The sequence below is a fragment of the Mesorhizobium sp. GbtcB19 genome (genome assembly GCF_019091085.1).
Taxonomy (GTDB): Bacteria; Pseudomonadota; Alphaproteobacteria; order Rhizobiales; family Rhizobiaceae; genus Mesorhizobium.
Genome location: NZ_JAGXJY010000010.1, coordinates 169921 through 187441, shown reverse-complemented (window position 1 = coordinate 187441; position 17521 = coordinate 169921). Strand labels below are relative to the sequence as shown.

The 17521-nt window shown below is 63.7% G+C and carries 20 protein-coding genes; 11 read left to right on the top strand and 9 right to left on the bottom strand.

The annotated features are described in order from the left end of the window. Positions 1–38 precede the first annotated feature (38 nt). The 4 genes from KVT37_RS18900 to hemF form a co-directional block, all read right to left on the bottom strand. Positions 39–617 (bottom strand): hypothetical protein, encoded by a 579-nt coding sequence (locus KVT37_RS18900; protein ID WP_217575794.1) that lies wholly within the window; start codon positions 615–617, stop codon positions 39–41. Between the two features lie 280 nt (positions 618–897). Beyond that, entirely contained in the window at positions 898–1083 is a 186-nt protein-coding gene (locus tag KVT37_RS18895) for a DUF1059 domain-containing protein (protein ID WP_217575792.1), read from the bottom strand. Positions 1084–1327: 244 nt separating this feature from the next. Further along, a complete protein-coding gene (locus tag KVT37_RS18890) occupies positions 1328–1588 on the bottom strand; it encodes a DUF1344 domain-containing protein (protein WP_112099413.1) in 261 nt (86 codons plus the stop codon). A gap of 243 nt (positions 1589–1831) precedes the next feature. Next, positions 1832–2746, bottom strand: coding sequence for an oxygen-dependent coproporphyrinogen oxidase (hemF, locus tag KVT37_RS18885; RefSeq protein ID WP_217575790.1), 915 nt, complete (start codon positions 2744–2746; stop codon positions 1832–1834). 121 nt (positions 2747–2867) lie between these two features. On the opposite strand from hemF, the gene KVT37_RS18880 reads away from it, so the two are divergent. Beyond that, a complete protein-coding gene (locus KVT37_RS18880; protein ID WP_217575788.1) occupies positions 2868–3125 on the top strand; it encodes a hypothetical protein in 258 nt (85 codons plus the stop codon). A 124-nt stretch (positions 3126–3249) separates the two neighbouring features. On the opposite strand, the gene soxR is transcribed toward KVT37_RS18880, so the two are convergent. Both soxR and KVT37_RS18870 read right to left on the bottom strand, forming a co-directional pair. After that, complete coding sequence (gene soxR, locus KVT37_RS18875) at positions 3250–3744, bottom strand: redox-sensitive transcriptional activator SoxR (RefSeq protein ID WP_217575786.1); 495 nt, start codon at positions 3742–3744, stop codon at positions 3250–3252. Between the two features lie 148 nt (positions 3745–3892). Next, on the bottom strand, positions 3893–4351 hold the full coding sequence (locus tag KVT37_RS18870) for a tRNA (cytidine(34)-2'-O)-methyltransferase (protein ID WP_217575784.1): 459 nt from the start codon (positions 4349–4351) through the stop codon (positions 3893–3895). 446 nt (positions 4352–4797) lie between these two features. Here KVT37_RS18870 and KVT37_RS18865 point away from each other — a divergent pair, with 446 nt between their 5' ends. The 5 genes from KVT37_RS18865 to KVT37_RS18845 all read left to right on the top strand — a co-directional run bounded on the left by KVT37_RS18865 (position 4798) and on the right by KVT37_RS18845 (position 11264). After that, positions 4798–5196, top strand: a complete 399-nt coding sequence (locus KVT37_RS18865) for a hypothetical protein (RefSeq protein WP_254634114.1) — start codon at positions 4798–4800, stop codon at positions 5194–5196. Between the two features lie 28 nt (positions 5197–5224). Continuing rightward, positions 5225–7105 (top strand): ABC transporter ATP-binding protein, encoded by a 1881-nt coding sequence (locus KVT37_RS18860; protein WP_217575782.1) that lies wholly within the window; start codon positions 5225–5227, stop codon positions 7103–7105. Between the two features lie 131 nt (positions 7106–7236). Then, on the top strand, positions 7237–9063 hold the full coding sequence (locus KVT37_RS18855; protein WP_217575780.1) for an ABC transporter ATP-binding protein: 1827 nt from the start codon (positions 7237–7239) through the stop codon (positions 9061–9063). Then, complete coding sequence (locus tag KVT37_RS18850) at positions 9060–10943, top strand: ABC transporter ATP-binding protein (protein ID WP_217575778.1); 1884 nt, start codon at positions 9060–9062, stop codon at positions 10941–10943. The genes KVT37_RS18855 and KVT37_RS18850 overlap by 4 nt, the downstream gene beginning before the upstream one ends. Before the next feature lie 9 nt (positions 10944–10952). Further along, positions 10953–11264, top strand: coding sequence for a DUF6665 family protein (locus KVT37_RS18845; RefSeq protein WP_217575776.1), 312 nt, complete (start codon positions 10953–10955; stop codon positions 11262–11264). A 16-nt stretch (positions 11265–11280) separates the two neighbouring features. Here the strand turns inward: KVT37_RS18845 and KVT37_RS18840 are convergent, their stop codons facing one another. Continuing rightward, positions 11281–11625 (bottom strand): cupin domain-containing protein, encoded by a 345-nt coding sequence (locus tag KVT37_RS18840; RefSeq protein ID WP_217575774.1) that lies wholly within the window; start codon positions 11623–11625, stop codon positions 11281–11283. 311 nt (positions 11626–11936) lie between these two features. Between KVT37_RS18840 and petA the strand changes: the two genes are divergently transcribed. The 5 genes from petA to KVT37_RS18815 all read left to right on the top strand — a co-directional run bounded on the left by petA (position 11937) and on the right by KVT37_RS18815 (position 16275). Then, the gene (gene petA, locus KVT37_RS18835) at positions 11937–12497 is read left to right on the top strand and encodes a ubiquinol-cytochrome c reductase iron-sulfur subunit (protein WP_112099424.1); all 561 of its coding nucleotides are present in this window, start codon (positions 11937–11939) and stop codon (positions 12495–12497) included. Between the two features lie 16 nt (positions 12498–12513). Continuing rightward, positions 12514–13815: a cytochrome b N-terminal domain-containing protein gene (locus KVT37_RS18830; RefSeq protein WP_217575772.1), complete on the top strand. Its 1302-nt coding sequence runs from the start codon at positions 12514–12516 to the stop codon at positions 13813–13815. Between the two features lie 27 nt (positions 13816–13842). Further along, a complete protein-coding gene (locus KVT37_RS18825; protein ID WP_217575770.1) occupies positions 13843–14700 on the top strand; it encodes a cytochrome c1 in 858 nt (285 codons plus the stop codon). 141 nt (positions 14701–14841) lie between these two features. Further along, positions 14842–15537: a phosphatase PAP2 family protein gene (locus KVT37_RS18820; protein ID WP_217575768.1), complete on the top strand. Its 696-nt coding sequence runs from the start codon at positions 14842–14844 to the stop codon at positions 15535–15537. Positions 15538–15729: 192 nt separating this feature from the next. Then, positions 15730–16275 carry an adenine phosphoribosyltransferase gene (locus KVT37_RS18815; protein WP_217575766.1) on the top strand — a complete coding sequence of 182 codons (546 nt, stop codon included), beginning with the start codon at positions 15730–15732 and terminating at the stop codon, positions 16273–16275. A gap of 162 nt (positions 16276–16437) precedes the next feature. On the opposite strand, the gene KVT37_RS18810 is transcribed toward KVT37_RS18815, so the two are convergent. Next, positions 16438–16908, bottom strand: a complete 471-nt coding sequence (locus KVT37_RS18810) for a MaoC family dehydratase (protein ID WP_217575764.1) — start codon at positions 16906–16908, stop codon at positions 16438–16440. Continuing rightward, entirely contained in the window at positions 16905–17366 is a 462-nt protein-coding gene (locus tag KVT37_RS18805; RefSeq protein WP_217575762.1) for a MaoC family dehydratase, read from the bottom strand. The genes KVT37_RS18810 and KVT37_RS18805 overlap by 4 nt, the downstream gene beginning before the upstream one ends. Positions 17367–17521: the final 155 nt, after the last annotated feature.

Sequence of the window (17521 nt, the reverse complement as noted above, 5' to 3'; positions counted from 1 at the left end):
ATTTCGAGGCGAGATGATTTCATTTGCCGCTCCCGCGATCAGAAGGTGAGACGATAATTCAGCCAGAGATGCATGGTCTCCGGCTTGGCGTTGACCAGATACTTCAGCGTTTCCTCAGGCGCCGTCTCGCCTGCCGCGAGCCGGCAGTTGACGCTGTAGGTTCCCAGGTCACCATAGTCGGCCTGGCAGGGTTTTTCCGTGAGATTGCCGCCGATGATCGAGGTGACCGACAGCGACAGGGTGCTGTTCGGATTCGGATGGACCTGGGTGAGAAAACCAAGCTTGAGGCTGGGCTCGATGCGGTATTTCTCGGCCTGCTCTCCGGTGCCAAATCCCCAGAGAATGCCGGTATCGGGCGTGATCTGGGTGAGAAAGTCGATATGCGTGTCGACCCAGGTCGCATGATACCAGCGCGTGAACGACACCCAACTGCCGCTCTGCAGCTCGTAGCCGCCATTGCCGAGGCCCCTGGCGCGGTCGCTGAGCGGAGAGCCCTGATGGATGTCGACGAGCGAGGTGGTCCATTCCTGGGCAGCTGCGGTGGACGCGCAGAGAAGCAGGCACAACAGCAGCGCCGCCCTGCAGAGACCGTCTCGGATATTGGATCGCTCGCGCATGCGCGAAGCACCTCGCCCCACCATTCCGGACAGCGCCTTGATGGCGAAGGGCTCCTCGGGCAGCCGCCTCTGGCCGGATCATACGCCGCAGAGTCGCACGCGCACCGTTACCGGGAGGTTATCCAAGCCGCTACGAATATAAGAATTTGCTTGAATTATGCGGAAAAATGCCTCGGCAGGCGATGCCAAGGACCGCCTGCCGAGAGAGCGCCGTGTGCGGGAAGCGACGTTCGGCTCCTGCCTGTCGGCCTGCTTGGTTCGAATTCCGTGATGTGGCCGCTCAGGCGGCGTCGCGGACCTTCTGGATGCGCGAGCGGATCGCCTCGATCATCGTCTCACGGATGACGGTCTCGCCATGGGTCTCGCGCATATGCTCGACGGCGCGGCGCATGACTTCCGCTTCCTCCTCGGCGCGCGTGTGCCACTCACAGCCGGGAACCAGCGATCCGCACTGAAATTCCTTCATAGGGTTTTCCTTTCCTGTCGCGGGGTGGTTCGCTCGGCCGGCCGCCCCTGATGTTTTGTCTTGGCAGTCCGGGAGGGAAACGGCGGCGTGCCTCTTCCGGTTGCTCTGCCGGACTACCATAACACGCGTCGAACGGTTCGGTTGCATCCTGTCTCGGATTAGATCTCGGATTGGAAAGGAAAGGCGGAGCGTGATGCCCCGCCTTTCCCTGCTGCCTGAGCACTGGACCTTCAGCGCAAGGTCGTTACTTCATGATCTTGACGGCCTCGGCAATTTTGTTCTTGCCGCTCATATCCCAGGACACGCGGACCTTTTCGCCGGCCTGGATGCCGGGATCCTTGAAGGCCTTGGACAGGGTGAAGGTCGATCCATCGTCCAGAACAAGGCTCATGGCCGTCCCGTCGAAGTTTTTCACGGTACCGGTGGTGTGTTTGACCGCCGCGAACGCGGCGCCACCGGAGGCGAGAAAGGCGGCGGCTGCCGCCGTCACGATAAGCTTGCGCATGGCATGCTCTCCTGGAAATGCGGGCGCCCATAGGGGGGCACCCCCTCGATCAGGGCCGTCAAGTCGCGTCGGGTCACGGCTCGCAGCGATGGCGAACCGCCCGCGCTTCCCGACCCGACGACCTTAAATAACTCAATTTTTTCAAAAGGATATTAGACGAAAAAGAAATCCGGCCTGCCACATTGGCGGCCAAGATTCGGCGAATGGGACGGCAATGCGGCTATCGCCGCGATCACCCGATCGTTACGGCCATTTTACCTCGGGCGGCAAGCTGGACAGGATCGAGGCGACATTGCCGCCGGTCTTCAGGCCGAAGATGGTGCCGCGATCGTGAAGCAAATTGAATTCGACGTAGCGGCCGCGCCGGATGAGCTGCTCGTCGCGCTCCTCATCGGTCCAGTTCTGGTCGAAATTGCCTCGCACCAGATGGGCATAGACGACGAGGAAAGAACGTCCGACGTCCTGGACGAAATTGAGGTCTGCGTCCCAGCCGCCTCTGTCCTCGTCCGAATGCAACCAGTCGAAGAAGATGCCGCCGATGCCGCGCGGCTCATTGCGGTGCGGCAGGAAGAAATACTCGTCGCACCAGGCTTTGAATTTCGGATAGTCGGCGACCGCGGCGTTCTTCTCGCAAGCGAATTGCATGGCGCGATGGAAGGCGATCGTGTCGGGGTCGTCCTGGGTGCGGCGGCGGTCGAGCACCGGCGTCAGATCGGCGCCGCCGCCGAACCACTGGCGCGTGGTGACGACCATGCGCGTGTTCATGTGAACGGCCGGCACGTTGGGGTTCCAGGGGTGGGCAATCAGCGAGATGCCGCTTGCCCAGAAGCGCGGGTCCTCCTCGGCGCCGGGAACCTGCTTCCTGAACTCGGGCGAGAATTCGCCATGGACGGTCGAGGTGTGCACGCCGACCTTCTCGAAGACGCGGCCGCGCATCATCGCCATGGTGCCGCCGCCACCGCGGCCTTCGTCGCGCTCCCAGGGCGTCTTCTCGAAATGGCCGGGCGACCATGCGGATTGCGGTCCGCCGAGTTCCTGCTCGATCTGCTCGAAGGTGGCGCAGATGCGCTCGCGCAAAGCCTCGAACCAGAGGCGCGCCTTCATCTTCTTCTGCTCGATGTCGGCCGGCAGCCCCACGGGAAGGTCAGGTCTTTCCAATTCAGTCTCCAGCCACAGGCGCGCTTGCCTGACAAATGACTCGTTTTTTCTGCGCGCGATCCCTAATCTCTTGAGGGCAAGGGTCAAGTCCTGTCTGACCAAGGTGCAAAGGAGATCCTTCGTGCGCACCCCGGCGAGACCGCCGCTGGATGGCTTGAAGAAGAGGCTGGAACGCTCGCGGGCCGAGCGCGCAAACCTGCCGCGCGACGGATTCCTGCGCGAGACCTTCGTGTTGCCGAGGTCCGCCGCGCGCCTCAAGGCCAAGGAGTGGTTCGAGCGCTTCCCCAAGCAGGCCTACTGGACCGAGATCGAAAGCTGGTTCGAGCGCCCGGGCGACGTGATCGAGTTTACCATGCGGCGGCTGCCGGCAGCGGACTAGGATTTCCTCGCCCCGTTTACGGGGAGAGGATGCCGGCAGGCAGGTGAGGGGCGGCGCCGGCTTTTTGAGATTGTCGCTCAGCCAGACAACGGTCCTTTAGCGGGGCCGAAACCAATTGCCGAACTCAGCGCTGCCCCTCATCCGCCCTTCGGGCACCTTCTCCCCGTGAACGGGGAGAAGGAAGAACCAGCCGTCTCGCGCCCGTTCCCTCCCTGGCCAGCCGGTCTTCCTTGTTCCGCAGCGGGCATTTGTCGATCGACATGCAGCCGCAGCCGATGCAGTCGGTCAGGCCGTCACGCAATTTCTTGAGCTGTGCGATCTTCTGGTCGAGCTCGTCGCGCCAGGCCGTTGAAAGCAGGTTCCAGTCCTCGCGCGTCGGGGTGCGTTCTTCGGGCAGGGACTGGAACGCCCGGGCGATCCCGGCGAGCGGGATGCCGACTTCCTGGGCGACACGGATGATCGCGACGCGCCGCAGCACGTCGCGGCTGTAGCGCCTCTGGTTGCCCGACGTGCGGTGGCTGCGGATCAGCCCGCGCGCCTCGTAGAAATGCAGCGCCGACACCGCCACGCCGCTGCGCACCGCCACCTGGCCGACCGTCAATTCCCTTACCGGAGCCATTCTCAAATTCCTGCTTGACCTCAAGTTAAGTTGAGCTTGTAGCCAGGAAACGTTGATAGAGCAATTGCAGGAGAAGGCGATGTGCGCCTGGGTAAGAATGACGCCGCGAGTGGAGCCCGCGCGCGGCGAAGACGCGGGGCGCGAGGTTCTAGCCGAGCTGGCGGAGCGCTTCGCCCGCGACCATGGCGACCGACAGCGCGACATTGATGCTGCGCGCGCCCGGCCGCATCGGAATGGTCAGTCGCGCATGAGCCGCCTCGTGGACTTCTTGCGTCACGCCGGCGGATTCGCGGCCGAACAGAAGAATGTCGCCGGCGGCGAAAGCGAAGTCGGTATAGGCGGTCGTGGCCTTGGTGGTGAGCAGCACCAGGCGGCGCGCATGCGCCTTGCGCCACGCCTCGAAGGCGTGCCAGTCGGCATGGCGCGAGAGCGCCGCCATTTCGAGATAATCCATGCCGGCCCGTTTCAACGCCCGGTCGGAGAGCGGAAAGCCGGCCGGCTCGACGATGTCGACAGCGAGGTCGAGGCAGGCGACGAAGCGCAGGATTGTCCCGGTGTTGCCGGCGATATCCGGTTGGTAGAGCGCGATGCGGAGACGATCGTTCATTTCCACGTCCTGCTAATAAGTGGCAGATCGGCCACAGGCGTCTCCGGCTTTCGGCGATTTCTGGACTGGCGGGTGGCCATTTTCTGCGAAGTCGAGTATATGCCCATCATCGTCAACCCGAACCGAATGGAGGGGACCACATGATGACCATGCACATCCAGCGCCTCTCCTGGGCACTCGTATGCCCGACGGCGGTTTCGGTACGACGATTCTTCTGACACTTTAAGTCCTCATCGCACCGATTCCCGCCGAACCCAGTTTTCGGCCTTCGAAGGAATCTTGCGATGTTTTTCAAACTGCCAAAGGGGCGCCATGCCCCAGCTGAACGTGCCGGGACCGACGCTTGCCGTCGTGTCCCGCCCGATTCGATCCGCGCCTCCGGCCGAATGCCGGTGGCCGAGGTCGCATCATCCTTTTTCACGCATTTGCATATGGAGGACGGACCGATGTTCGATCCCTACAAAATACCCGGTTCAAGAAGCCTGCACGAGCGCAAGGCGGCGACCTGGGCACTGCTGATCGGCGAGACCTATTCGTCGGCGGTGCATGCCGAGGAGCGCCGCAGGCCGCATCGCGGCATGCTGCCGGATGTCGATTTCTCGCGTGCGGTGCCCGACCACAGCCGGCCGACGCTGGTGCGCCGGATCATCCGCTTGATCCGGCCCGGGGCCAAGAACCGGGCCGGATCAAGCCTGCCGTCAGCATCGTCGAGCGAGCCCGTCGGCGAAAAGCCCGCGACACCCTATATTGCGCGAAGCAGGGCCGACGATACGGGTGATTCCGTATCGCCGGCCCGTCGCGCCGCGCGGCCGCAAAGCCTTGCCCGTCAATCCCGCGCCGCGTGAGCGCGCATAGCATTTGTGAGTGCCTGGAATGTTCCGCTGGTTTGAAAAGAGGCTCGATCCGTTTCCCGCCGAGGAGCCGGTCGAGCCGCCGAAGACGCTGATCGCGTTCTGCGTTCATTACACGCGCGGCGCCTGGCCTTACATCGCCATCGACGCTGTCCTGGTGGCGGCGATCGCCGTCGCCGAAGTGTGGATGTTCGGTTTCATGGGCCGCATCGTCGACTGGCTGTCGGCGCAGAACCGGGAAACCTTCCTGCAGACGGAGAGCTGGAAACTGGCCGGCATGGCCTTCATCGTGCTGTTTGCGCTGCCCGGCACGGTCTGGCTGCGTTCGCTGGTCAATCAGCAGACGACGATGGGCAATTATCCGATGCGCATCCGCTGGCAGGTGCATCGCTACCTGCTGAAACAGTCGATGGCTTTCTACCAGGACGAGTTCGCCGGCCGCATCGCCACCAAGCTGATGCAGACGGCACTCGCCGTGCGCGACTGCGTCATGAAGGTCATAGACGTCCTCAACTACATCATCGTCTATTTCCTCGGCATGCTGTTCATCGTCGGCTCGGCGGACTTGCGCCTGGCCGCCCCCCTCGGCGTGTGGCTGGTCGGCTACATCGCTCTGCTGTGTTATTTCATTCCGCGGCTCGGCAAGGTCGGCGAAGAGCAGGCCAATGCGCGTTCGATGATGACCGGTCGTGTCGTCGACAGTTATTCCAACATCCAGACGGTGAAGCTGTTTTCGCACGCCCGCCGCGAGGCGTCCTTCGCCAGGGAAGGCATGGCCGGCTTCCTCGAGACGGTCTACCGCTCGATGCGGCTGGTGACGGTGCTCTACGGCCTGCTCTACATCCTGAACGCGCTGCTGTTGTCCTCGGTCACCGCGCTGTCTTTGTGGCTGTGGCTCGGCGATGCGGTGACGATCGGCGCCGTCGCCGTGGTCATCGGCCTGGTGCTGCGCATGTGGGGCATGTCGCAGTGGATCATGTGGGAAATGTCCGGGCTGTTCGAAAACATCGGCACGGTGCAGGACGGCATCCAGTCGATCTCGCTGCCGCGCCTGGTCGAGGACCGGCCGGGCGCCAAGGATATTGCCGTCACCAGCGGCGAGATACGCTTCGAGGACATCCGCTTCCATTACGGCAGGCAGAAGGGCGTCATCGAGAATCTGTCGCTGACCATAAAACCCGGCGAGAAAGTCGGCATTGTCGGCCGCTCCGGCGCCGGCAAGTCGACGCTGGTCAACCTTTTGCTGCGCTTCTACGACCTGGAAAGCGGCAGGATCCTCGTCGACGGCCAGGAGATCGCGGCGGTGACGCAGGATTCGCTGCGCGCGCGGATCGGCATGGTGACGCAGGACACCTCGCTGCTGCACCGGTCGGTGAAGGAGAACATCCTCTACGGCCGGCCTGACGCGACCGACGAGATGCTGGTCGAGGCGGCGAAGCGCGCCGAAGCGCTCGACTTCATCTCCGAGCTTTCCGATTCAGAAGGCCGCAAGAATTTCGATGCCTATGTCGGCGACCGCGGCGTCAAATTGTCCGGCGGCCAGCGGCAGCGCATCGCCATCGCCCGCGTCATGCTGAAGGACGCGCCGATCCTGATCCTCGACGAGGCGACCTCGGCGCTCGATTCGGAAGCCGAGGCGGCGATCCAGGAAAACCTCTACAAGCTGATGCAGGGCAAGACCGTCATCGCCATCGCGCATCGCCTGTCGACGATCGCGGCGATGGACCGGCTCGTCGTCATGGACAAGGGCCGCATCATCGAGGAGGGCTCGCATGAAGAGCTGGTCGCCAAAGGCGGGCTCTATGCCCAGCTCTGGCAGCGCCAGTCCGGCGGCTTCCTGCTCGATGACGGTCCGGCCGAGTCCGATGCCAAGGCGCCCGAAACGGGGATGGCGGCGGAGTAACGCGATCGCGATTGGTAGCGTGGTTACGACGATTGCCGGGAATCGATCCCGGGCGTAACCACGGCATGGTCGGAGGCCGGCCAGTTCCCGGACCGGGGTGCGGGCGGGTTTCCGGCGCATATGAGAGAAAAATGTTCGACCGCATCTTCACCTGGTTCGAAAGCCGTTATTCGCCGGTGGCGCTCGCCGACGACAGGCAGCCGCCAATGGGGCTTTGGCGGTTCTACTGGTATTTCATAAGCCAGTTTCGCGCCGCCTATCGGTTGCGCATGGTCATCGTTGCCGTCGCCGCCATTTCCGACGCGATGCTGCCGATTTTCGTCGGCCTGATCGTTGGCGCGCTCGCCGACGCCAAGCCCGGCGACTTCTTCGCAGCGCATGGGCCGCTGCTTGCCTTGATGGCGTTCGTGGTGCTTTTGCGCCCGCTGTCGATGGTCGTCGATGCGTTGATCCGCAACCATGCCATCGCGCCCAATCTCATCGACCTCATCCGCTGGCAGAGCCACTGGCATGTCGTGCGCCAGGACTGGTCGTTCTTCCAGAACGACTTTGCCGGCCGCATCGGAACCAAGGTCATGCAAAGCGGCGATTCGGTGGAGATGAGCGTCAATCTCACCGTCGACGCCGTCTGGTACGCGCTGGTCTTCGTTGCGGTCGCCGTCGTGGTGCTGGCGCGGCTCGATCCGCTCCTCCTGGCTGTCGTGGCGATCTGGCTGGTGTTCTATTGCCTGATCTTCTGGTCCGCGATGCCCAGGATCACGCAGCGCTCGTCCCAGCTGTCGGAGCGGTGGTCGCAGGTGAGCGGCCGCATGGTCGACAGCTACACCAACATCCTGACGCTGAAGACATTCTCGACCGGCGAGCATGAAGACAAATATGTCTCGCAAGCCGTGGTCGAGCACGCCGACACGTTCTACCAGCTGATGCGCGTTTTCACGCTGATGTGGTCGGCCTTGTTCGTGCTCAACGCAGCGCTGCTCATCGCCATAAGCTGGCTGGCGCTCGCCGGCTGGAATGCCGGCGCGATGACCACCGCCGCGGTGGCGACGGCGATGCCGTTCGCGCTGCAGATCGCCAACATCTCCGGCAGGATCCTCGATGTCGGCGCCAACGTCTTCCGGCAGATCGGCGTCGCCAGCAACTCGATGACGACGATCGCGCGTCCGATCGTCATGCAGGACGAGCCTGACGCACCGGCCCTCGTTGTGACCGCCGGAGGAATCGAGTTCGACCATGCGCCGGGCGAGCGGGTCGGCCTGATCGGGCGTTCCGGCGCGGGCAAGTCGACGCTGGTCAATCTCGTGCTGCGGCTGTTCGACGTCCAGGACGGCAGGGTGCTGATCGACGGGCAGGATATCCGCAACGTTTCGCAGGAGAGCGTTCGCGCCGCGATCGGCTTCGTCAACCAGGATACGTCGCTCTTGCACCGGTCCGTGCGCGAGAACCTCAAATATGGACGTCAGTCCGCCAGCGACGAGGCGATGGTCAGGGCCGCCAAAGCCGCGCAGATCGACGACGTGATCGCGGGGCTGACCGACCCGCATGGACAGAGCGGCTATGAGGCGCTCGTCGGCGAGCGTGGCGTGAAGCTGTCCGGCGGCCAGCGGCAACGCATCGCCATTGCCCGCGTCATGCTGAAGGACGCGCCGATCCTCATTCTCGACGAGGCGACGTCCGCGCTCGATTCGGAGGTGGAAGCGGCGATCCAGGAGAACCTCTACAAGCTGATGCAAGGCAAGACGGTCATCGCCATCGCCCACCGGCTGTCGACCATCGCGGCGATGGACCGGCTCGTCGTCATGGACAAGGGGCGCATCATCGAGGAAGGCTCGCATGAGGCGCTGATCGCCAAGGGCGGACTCTATGCCCAGCTCTGGCGCCGCCAGTCGGGCGGCTTCCTGCTCGAGGAAAGGCCGGCCGGCGACGACCTGTCGACGAAAGGTGAAGCCGCGGAATGATGCAAGCCATCTATCGCTGGTTCGAGCACTGGGTCTACCCGTTCCGCGAGCCGGCGAATCTGCGGCCGCCCGCCAGCGTCGGCGGGTTCCTCTGGCACTATGTCGGGCAAGCGAAGCTCGCCTTCTTCGCCATGCTGATCATCGGCGGCATCGCGCCGCTGGTCGAGGCCGGTCTGTTCTATTTCGTCGGCAGGCTGGTCGATATCCTGGACCAGTTGCCCGGCGAGCGCAGCTGGCACGCGCTCTGGGCCGCGGCCGGACCAGAGCTTTTGTTCATGGGCGCGGTGGTGCTCATCATCCGCACGGCAGTCGTCGGATTGGCCGCGCTGGTCGACGAACAGACGATCACGCCCGGCTTCTACAATCTGGTGCGCTGGCAGGGGCACCGGCACGTCTCGCGCCAATCCTACGCCTTTTTCCAGAACGATTTCGCCGGCCGCATCGCGACGAAAGTCTGGCAGGCGGGGCAGGCGACGGGCGACCTGATGGAAAGCTTCATCGAGGTGGTCTGGTTCATGATCGTCTATACCGTCACCACGCTGGCGCTGGTCGCGGGGCTGGATCTGCGGCTGGCGGTGCTGGTGGTGGTGTGGATCGCCGCCTTCGGCTGGCTGGCGAAACTCTATCTGCCGGCGATCCGCAAGCATGCCGAGGCGACCGCCGAGGCGGGCTCGATGATCACCGGCCGCATAGTCGATTCCTACTCGAACGTGCAGACGCTGAAGTTGTTTTCGGCCGATGGCGACGACCGCTATATCCGCAGCGGCTTCGACATCTATCTCGACGCGCTGCGGCCCTTCACGCGCCGGCTGACCGGCGTGCGCATGGCGCTCACCATGCTCTCCGGCGTCATGATCACCGCGATCGCCGCCTTCGCCATCTATCTGTGGGTCGAAGGCTCGATTACTGTCGGCGCCGTCGCTTTCACCCTGTCGCTGGTGTTGAGGCTCAACATGCTGCTCGGGCGGCTGATGATGCAGCTGAACGGCATTTTGAGGAACCTCGGCGTGCTGGAGAATTCCAAGGCGCTGATCTCGCAGCCGCTCGGCCTGACAGACGCGCCGGACGCCAGGGAACTCGCCGTCACCGGCGGCCGCATCGACGTCAGCAACGTCACCTTCCATTACGGCAAGGGCGGGGGTGTGCTCGACGGCATCGACCTCGTCGTGCGTCGGGGCGAGAAGGTCGGCCTGGTCGGCCCGTCCGGCGCCGGCAAGACGACCTTGGCTAATCTGATCCTGCGCCTTTACGACCTGGAAGGCGGCCAGATCCTGATCGACGGCCAGGACGTCGCCAGGGTGACGCAGAATTCGCTGCGCGGCAATATCGGCGTCGTCAGCCAGGATACGGCGCTGTTCCACCGCTCGCTGCGCGACAACATCAAGCTCGGCATGCCGGACGCGACCGATGCGCAAGTGATCGCCGCGGCCAGGAAAGCCGAGGCGCACGACTTCATCCTCGGGCTGCGCGACAACCGCGGCCGCGCCGGCTACGAGGCCTATGTCGGCGAGCGCGGCGTGAAACTCTCCGGCGGCCAGCGCCAGCGCGTCGCTATCGCGCGCGTCTTCCTCAAGGATGCGCCGATCCTGATCCTCGACGAAGCGACGTCGGCGCTCGATTCGGACATCGAGGCGGCGATCCAGGAAAACCTGACCAGGCTGATGGAAAACAAGACCGTGATCGCCATCGCGCACCGGCTGTCGACGATCGCGGCGCTCGACCGGCTGGTGGTGCTCGACGGCGGGCGCATCGTCGAACAGGGCACGCATGACGAGCTGGTCGCGCTCGACGGACTTTACGCCCGGCTATGGAAAAGGCAGTCGGGCGGCTTCCTGTTCAACGAGGAAAGCGCGCTGGAAGAGACGCGGCCAGCGGAGTAGAACAAGGCTATGTCGTTCAGAATGCCCACCAATTTCGGACGCTCAGGTGCGCAGGAAAGCGCCCTCGACCTGCTCGGTCACGAAATCCTGGCTGAAAAGGCGGCAGCGCTCGGACGCGCCGGCCAGCGCGTCGAGGAGACGCTGGCGAAGTTGCGTAAGGGCGGCGAGGGCGAGCATCGCAACCGGCTGCTGAAGGAGGCGGCTGCGGCCGTGCACGCCTATTTCATCCAGCGCGAGCTTTGCGGCCTGCGCAAGCACGATGCGGTCATTCGCGAATACGACATCCCGCGCGCCGTTCTTGTCAGGCTCGGAGCCAGCTAGCGCTCTCTATGATCGTCTACTCCAGCCACTCGGTGATGAAGTGGCCGTTCTCATGGATGTCGGTGCTTTCGAGCGGACCGGGGCCGAGATTGGTGAATTTGTGCGGCGTGTCGGGCGGCACGATCAGTATCTGGCCGGCGGTGGCCGTGATTTCCCGGTCGCCGATCGTGAACAGGCCGGTGCCGGCGCGGATGACGAAGATCTCGGCATAGGGGTGCTTGTGCAGGCGCGGGCCGGCGCCGACCGTCGGCTGATAGTTGAAGATCAGGCAGGAATTGGCGCCGAACTGGCCGCATTGCAGCTCGCCTTTCCAGTGGTCGGCGGCCTCGGCCCAGCTATCGCGTTCAATGACATGCGCCATGGCGGCAGAATAGACCGGGCCAGGAGTCGATGTCGAGGCGAACGCGGCCCCGATTTCCCGCGGATTCCGCGCCGTTTCACCTTGTCAGCCGCCCCGGCGAGGACATGCCGACGACCGCCGCCGCGCATCCCCGCGACAATCTGCCCTTGTGCCTTCACCCCGCTGGACAAAAACGGGCCGCACGCATAAACCGAAAATCCAAATGCCGGAGGAATTCGCTAGCCTGTTCGCCATGCGCTGTCGGGCAGGTGCGATTGAGCGGGGACAAGGCTCGGCCTCCGGTTAGGAAGAGGCGAAAGGATCAGGCACCCGTGAGCGCAACCGACATCCACGATCCCAACCGTCGCGATTTTCTCTATGTAGCCACCGGCATGGCCGCCGTTGTCGGCGCCGGAGCCGTCGCGTGGCCGTTCATCGACCAGATGCGTCCCGACGCCTCGACGCTGGCGCTGGCCTCGGTCGAGGTCGACGTCGCCTCGCTGCAGCCCGGTTCTTCGCTGATCGTCAAGTGGCGCGGCAAGCCGGTCGTGGTGCGCAACCGCACCGAAAAGGAAATGAAGGACGGCGAAGCCGTCAATCTCGCCGATCTGAAGGATCCGATCGCGCGCAACGCCAACCTGCCCTCCGATGCGCCGGCGACCGACGCCAACCGCACCACGCCCGGCAAGGAAGCCTGGATGGTGATGGTGCAGGTCTGCACCCATCTCGGCTGCATCCCGCTCGGCCAGGAAGGCGATTTCGGCGGCTGGTTCTGCCCTTGCCACGGTTCGCAATACGACACCGCCGGCCGCATCCGCAAAGGCCCGGCGCCGGAGAACATGGCGATCCCGGTATTCAAGTTCATTTCCGATACCAAGATCCTTATCGGTTGAGGCAGGGGATATTTCGATGAGCGAGGGACACTCGACCTATACGCCCAAGACCGGTATCGAGCGCTGGTTCGACGCCCGCATGCCGCTGCCGCGGCTGATCTATGACAGCTTCGTCGCCTATCCGGTGCCGCGCAACCTCAACTACATGTGGACGTTCGGCGGCATCCTGTCGATCATGCTGGTCTCGCAGATCCTGACCGGCATCGTGCTGGCGATGCACTACACGTCCGATACCAATCTCGCCTTCGATTCGGTCGAGAAGATCATGCGCGACGTCAACTCCGGCTGGCTGTTGCGCTACCTGCACGCCAACGGCGCTTCGTTCTTCTTCGTCGCCGTCTATATCCACATCTTCCGCGGCCTGTTCTACGGCTCCTACAAGGCGCCGCGCGAGCTGCTGTGGATCCTCGGCTGCATCATCTATCTCCTGATGATGGCCACGGGCTTCATGGGCTATGTGCTGCCCTGGGGCCAGATGAGCTTCTGGGGCGCCACCGTCATCACCGGCTTCTTCAGCGCTATCCCGCTGGTCGGCAACTGGATCCAGCAGCTGCTGCTCGGCGGCTTCGCCGTCGACGATCCGACGCTGAACCGCTTCTTCGCGCTGCACTACCTGCTGCCGTTCATGATCGCCGGTGTCGTCGTGCTGCACATCTGGGCGCTGCATGTCGTCGGCCAGTCGAACCCGACCGGCATCGAGGTCAAGTCGAAGACCGACACCGTCGCCTTCACGCCCTATGCGACCATCAAGGACGCGTTCGGCATGATCGTGTTCCTGTTCGTGTTCGCCTATTTCGTCTTCTACCTGCCGAACTATCTCGGCCATGCCGACAACTATATCGTCGCCAATCCGCTGAAGACCCCGGCCCACATCGTTCCGGAATGGTACTTCCTGCCGTTCTACGCGATCCTGCGCGCCATCACCTTCAACATCGGCCCGATCAACTCCAAGCTCGGCGGCGTGCTGTGCATGTTCGGCGCCATCGCCATGCTGTTCCTGGTGCCGTGGCTCGACACCTCCAAGGTACGCTCGGCGGTCTACCGCCCATGGTACAAGCTGTTCTTCTGGCTGTTCGTGGCCGACGCCATCCTGCTTGGCTGGCTGGGCTCGCAGCCGGCGGAAGGCAGCTACGTGTTCATGGCGCAGATGGCGACGCTGTTCTACTTCACCTTCTTCCTGATCGTCATGCCGGTGCTCGGCCTGATCGAAACGCCTAGGCGGCTGCCGAACTCGATCACCGAGGCGGTGCTGGAAAAGAACAAGGGTGGCAGCGGACATCCGGCCGGCGCCGCGGCGGCACCACAGACCAAGGGCTGAGCGGTAGAGAATCTAAGGGGATTTGGCATGAAGAAGATTCTCATCTCGCTGGCGCTGATCGGCCTTGTGGCCGCCGGCACCGCGGCAATGGCCGCCGAAGAAGCGCACAACGCCGCCGCACCGACGCATTTCCCGATCAACGAACCGAAGGAAATGAGCTGGAGCTTCACCGGCCCGTTCGGCACCTATGACAAGGGCCAGCTGCAGCGCGGCCTGAAGGTCTACAAGGAAGTCTGCTCGGCCTGCCATTCGATGAACCTGGTGGCGTTCCGCACGCTGTCGGACCTCGGCTATTCCGAGGCCCAGATCAAATCGCTGGCGGCGAGCTACACGATCCATGACGGCCCCAACGATGCCGGCGACATGTTCGATCGTCCCGGCAAGCCGTCGGACCATTTCCCGGCGCCGTTCGCGAACGTAGAGGCCGCGGCTTCCGCCAATGGCGGCGCCGCTCCGCCGGACATGTCGTTGCTGGCCAAGGCGCGTGGCGTCGAACGCGGTTTCCCCCAGTTCGTCTTCGACATCTTCACCCAGTATGATGCCGGCGGCCCCGACTACATCCATTCGCTGCTGACCGGCTACGACCAGACACCGCCCGCCGGCATGGTCATCCCGGAAGGCACGCACTACAACCCGTACTTCATGTCGGGCGTGTCGCTGAAGATGCCGAAGCCGCTCTCTGACGGCCAGGTGACCTATGACGACGGCGCGCCGCAGACCGTCGACCAGTATTCCCGCGACGTGGCGAGCTTCCTGGCATGGGCCGCCGAGCCGCATATGGAAGACCGCAAGAAGACCGGTTTCCGCGTGCTGTTCTTCCTGCTGATATTCGGCGCGCTGGTTTACATGACCAAGCGTAGGGTGTGGGCCGACGTGGCGCACTGAGGCGCCATCGACCGCAAGAAATCCGGAGGGCGCCGCAAGGCGCCCTTTTTGCATTCCGGCGCGCGCAATCCGGGACCCATGTCACATGGCCGTCATCGCGCGCGGCGATCCTGATTTGCCCTCATCAAAGGATCGCACCCCATGAAAAGATACGCATCGCTCGCGGCTGGTTTCCTGCTGCTCATCACCGGATACGCCGCCCATGCCGAAGACGCCCAGCCCTTCGTCACCAACAAGGACATCGACCTGACGATGATCCTGCCGCCGCCGCCGGCCAATGATTCGGTGGAAACCAAAGCCGAGCTCGGCGAGGTGCTGACGCTGCAGGTGACGCGCACGCCGGAGATGGAAAAGCGCGCCATCGCCGATGCCGAAGAGAATGTCTGGCGCTTCGCCGACGTCATGGGGCCGAAGTTCAACAAGGAAACGCTGCCGAAGTTCAGCGCCTTCTTCGATCGCGTCGTGGCGACCGAGGGCGCCGTCGTCGATCCGGCCAAGGACGTCTGGAAACGTCCGCGTCCGCATCAGCTTAGCGATCTGGTCAAGCCGGTTGTGAAGCTGTCGAATTCCGGTTCCTGGCCGTCGGGCCATGCGACGGTCGGCACCATGATGGGCATCATCCTCGCCGACATGGTTCCGGAAAAGCGCGCCGAGATCATGGCGCGCGCGGCCGAATATGCCCATAACCGCGTGGTCGGCGGCATCCACTATCCGTCCGATATCGAGATGGGCAAGATTTCCGGCAGCGTGATCGCCGCGGTCCTGCTCAACCGTCCCGATTTCAAGGCCGAGTTCGAAGTGGCGCGCTCCGAGCTGCGCTCGGATCTCGGCATGTAACTGCGGGGTATCGCGTACTTTTCGAAGGGCGCCTTCGCGGGCGCCCTTTCCTTATGGCGAAGGCCGTTCAGCGCCGATCCTTTGCCGGATGTGCTTGTCTCTGGCGCGACATCGCGGTAGCCCTTGTCGGTCGCGTCGGGCAGCAATGGCCGACGCCGTCAAATCCGACAGCCGGACACGCGGAAAGCCTCGATGAAATCCTCGCTCGAAGACACGCTGCTTGCGGCCATCCGCACCATTCCGGATTACCCCAAGCCCGGCATCCTGTTTCGCGATATCACCACGCTGCTTGGCGACGCGCGCGCCTTCCGCCGCGCCATCGACGAGCTGGTGCATCCCTATGCCGGGCTGAAGATCGACAAGATCGCCGGCATCGAGGCGCGCGGCTTCATCCTCGGCGGCGCCGTGGCGCACCAGCTTTCGGCCGGCTTCGTGCCGATCCGCAAGAAAGGCAAGCTGCCTTATGAGACCGTGCGTGTGGCCTACAGCCTCGAATACGGGCTGGACGAGATGGAGATGCACAAGGACGGCGTCGCGCCGGGCGAGAAGGTGATCCTGGTCGACGACCTGATCGCCACGGGCGGCACGGCGGAAGCGGCGGTGAAGCTGCTCAGGCAGATCGGCGCCGACATCGTCGCGGCCTGCTTCGTCATCGACCTGCCGGATCTCGGCGGGCGTCAGAAGCTGGAAGCGCTGGGTGTGCCGGTGCGGACGCTGATCGGGTATGAGGGGCATTGAGCGGTTTCCCCTTCTCCCCTTGCGGGAGAAGGTGTCGCCGAAGGCGACGGATGAGGGGTGCTCCAGGGAAGGCCAGCGTCTCACTCCGCTGGAACACCCCTCATCCGTCTCGGCGCTGCGCGCCGATCCACCTTCTCCCACAAGGGGAGAAGGGAAGGGCTCTCATCCCACCTTCACCAGCACGGCGCTGTCGAATTCGATGACCTTGTCGCCGGTGGAGTCAAAACCTTCCGAGCGCAGCGTGAGCAGGTTCCAGCCGGGACGTCCGGCGAGCGGGCGGTGCGCCTGCGCGGTGCGCGTGAAGGTCACCGTCTCGCCGGCATAGACCGGCTTCAGCCATTTGAGGTTGCGGAAGCCGGGCGAGGGGCCGAATTCAGGCTGCGGGCCGGGCCCGGTCCAGCGCACGCCCTCGGTCTCCATGCGCTTTTCGAGATTGTATTTCATCCAGGTGGCGGCGGTGTGCCAGCCGGAGGCGCAGAGCCCGCCGAGCACGCTCTTCTTCGCCGCCTCCTCGTCGACATGGAAGACCTGCGGGTCGTATTTTTTGGCGAAGGCCTTGATCTCGTCCGGCTCGAATGTGTGCGAGCCAAGCGTGACGGTTTCGCCTATCAGGAAGTATTCGTCGAGCGTCATGCGATGGCCTCGCGGGTCAGGAACATGCCGGTGTTCTCGAGCTCGAAGACAGATTCGCCGCGCTGATTGAAAAGCTCGCTGCGCATCGCGACGAGGCCAAGCTGCGGCCTGGATTTCGACTGACGCTTGGAAAGTATTGTGAGCTTGCCGGTGAGACGGTCGCCGGCCAGCACCGGCTTCTTCCATTTCACATGCTCGATGCCGGGCGACCCTTGAGAGGTCGAGTCGAGCAGGAAGGCGTCGCACAGCATGCGCATGAACATCGCGCAGGTGTGCCAGCCCGAAGCCGAAAGTCCGCCGAGGATGCTTGCCTTGCCGGCTTCCTCGTCGAGATGCATCGGCTGCGGGTCGAACTCGCCGGCGAATTCGATGATTTCGGCAGCACTTACGTCCTTGCTGCCGAGGTCGAGCGAGGCGCCCTCGACGAAATCCTCATAGGCCCAGGTCTTTCCGGTCATGTCGGCAATCCGGTTAAATCCTTAGATCGTGGTGGCGTTTCGTCGAAGCGCCACCACGATCTAACTTTTTTGTTGGCGCATGATCTTCTCCGAAAACCGGTTCCCACTTTTCGGGATCATGCTGCAAGATCGGGCAACCCGGATGCAGGCCTAGG

What these genes read in the sequence shown, in the direction of transcription:
- KVT37_RS18900 (WP_217575794.1), bottom strand. Translation starts at nt 617, where the DNA reads ATGCGCGAGCGATCCAATATCCGAGACGGTCTCTGCAGGGCGGCGCTG.
- KVT37_RS18895 (WP_217575792.1), bottom strand. Translation starts at nt 1,083, where the DNA reads ATGAAGGAATTTCAGTGCGGATCGCTGGTTCCCGGCTGTGAGTGGCAC.
- KVT37_RS18890 (WP_112099413.1), bottom strand. Translation starts at nt 1,588, where the DNA reads ATGCGCAAGCTTATCGTGACGGCGGCAGCCGCCGCCTTTCTCGCCTCC.
- soxR (WP_217575786.1), bottom strand. Translation starts at nt 3,744, where the DNA reads ATGGCTCCGGTAAGGGAATTGACGGTCGGCCAGGTGGCGGTGCGCAGC.
- KVT37_RS18870 (WP_217575784.1), bottom strand. Translation starts at nt 4,351, where the DNA reads ATGAACGATCGTCTCCGCATCGCGCTCTACCAACCGGATATCGCCGGC.
- KVT37_RS18865 (WP_254634114.1), top strand. Translation starts at nt 4,798, where the DNA reads ATGTTCGATCCCTACAAAATACCCGGTTCAAGAAGCCTGCACGAGCGC.
- KVT37_RS18860 (WP_217575782.1), top strand. Translation starts at nt 5,225, where the DNA reads ATGTTCCGCTGGTTTGAAAAGAGGCTCGATCCGTTTCCCGCCGAGGAG.
- KVT37_RS18855 (WP_217575780.1), top strand. Translation starts at nt 7,237, where the DNA reads ATGTTCGACCGCATCTTCACCTGGTTCGAAAGCCGTTATTCGCCGGTG.
- KVT37_RS18850 (WP_217575778.1), top strand. Translation starts at nt 9,060, where the DNA reads ATGATGCAAGCCATCTATCGCTGGTTCGAGCACTGGGTCTACCCGTTC.
- KVT37_RS18845 (WP_217575776.1), top strand. Translation starts at nt 10,953, where the DNA reads ATGTCGTTCAGAATGCCCACCAATTTCGGACGCTCAGGTGCGCAGGAA.
- KVT37_RS18840 (WP_217575774.1), bottom strand. Translation starts at nt 11,625, where the DNA reads ATGGCGCATGTCATTGAACGCGATAGCTGGGCCGAGGCCGCCGACCAC.
- KVT37_RS18830 (WP_217575772.1), top strand. Translation starts at nt 12,514, where the DNA reads ATGAGCGAGGGACACTCGACCTATACGCCCAAGACCGGTATCGAGCGC.
- KVT37_RS18825 (WP_217575770.1), top strand. Translation starts at nt 13,843, where the DNA reads ATGAAGAAGATTCTCATCTCGCTGGCGCTGATCGGCCTTGTGGCCGCC.
- KVT37_RS18820 (WP_217575768.1), top strand. Translation starts at nt 14,842, where the DNA reads ATGAAAAGATACGCATCGCTCGCGGCTGGTTTCCTGCTGCTCATCACC.
- KVT37_RS18815 (WP_217575766.1), top strand. Translation starts at nt 15,730, where the DNA reads ATGAAATCCTCGCTCGAAGACACGCTGCTTGCGGCCATCCGCACCATT.
- KVT37_RS18810 (WP_217575764.1), bottom strand. Translation starts at nt 16,908, where the DNA reads ATGACGCTCGACGAATACTTCCTGATAGGCGAAACCGTCACGCTTGGC.
- KVT37_RS18805 (WP_217575762.1), bottom strand. Translation starts at nt 17,366, where the DNA reads ATGACCGGAAAGACCTGGGCCTATGAGGATTTCGTCGAGGGCGCCTCG.